Annotated in this window: 1 protein-coding gene; it reads right to left on the bottom strand. The window is 45.5% G+C overall.

Annotated features, from left to right (window positions below):
- Positions 1–278: 278 nt before the first annotated feature.
- Positions 279–530 (bottom strand): recombination-associated protein RdgC (gene rdgC / locus ACTHUM_RS18490; RefSeq protein WP_440403750.1); only part of this gene is annotated, 252 nt, incomplete at its 5' end.

Here is a 530-nt window from a genome sequence, read left to right as displayed (position 1 = left end):
CTCCCGCACAATGCGACACACCGCCTTTTTTACCCGAACAAGGCTGACGGCCCTTAGCTTGTACAGTTAAAGGCACAGACACCAAAGCCAAAGTTACGCAGGCAATTAATAGTTTCTTCATGATTTATCCTCATATGATATAGTCAAAATGTTGTTTGATTATACGCAATATGACTACAAACAAAAAGGCCGCCTGAAACAGGTTTTAAACCCCATTTCAGACGGCCTTTAATCAAGCTTTAAAAATCCCAGCCTTTAGAATCCATCCCAACCCTCCATCATTCCTGCCAACCTCCCAGTAAATCCACCAACTCACCAAGAATCGCACTCAGTGCAGCCTCCATCAGTAGCTGTGTGGCATAAGCCATACTTTCCGCATCATCGCAGCTGCCTTCAGCTTCTTCCTGCACAACGTCCAGCCATTGGATACGTTTCAGTGTTAAATCCTGTGTCAGGATAAATGCCACGCGGTCATTCCATACCAAGCCAAGTTCGGTTACTTTCATGCCATTTTTGGCGTGTTGTACCAC

This window comes from Neisseria sp. P0021.S006 (genome assembly GCF_051956895.1).
The sequence above is the reverse complement of the archived record's forward strand: the minus strand, read 5'-3'. Positions and strand labels throughout refer to the sequence as shown.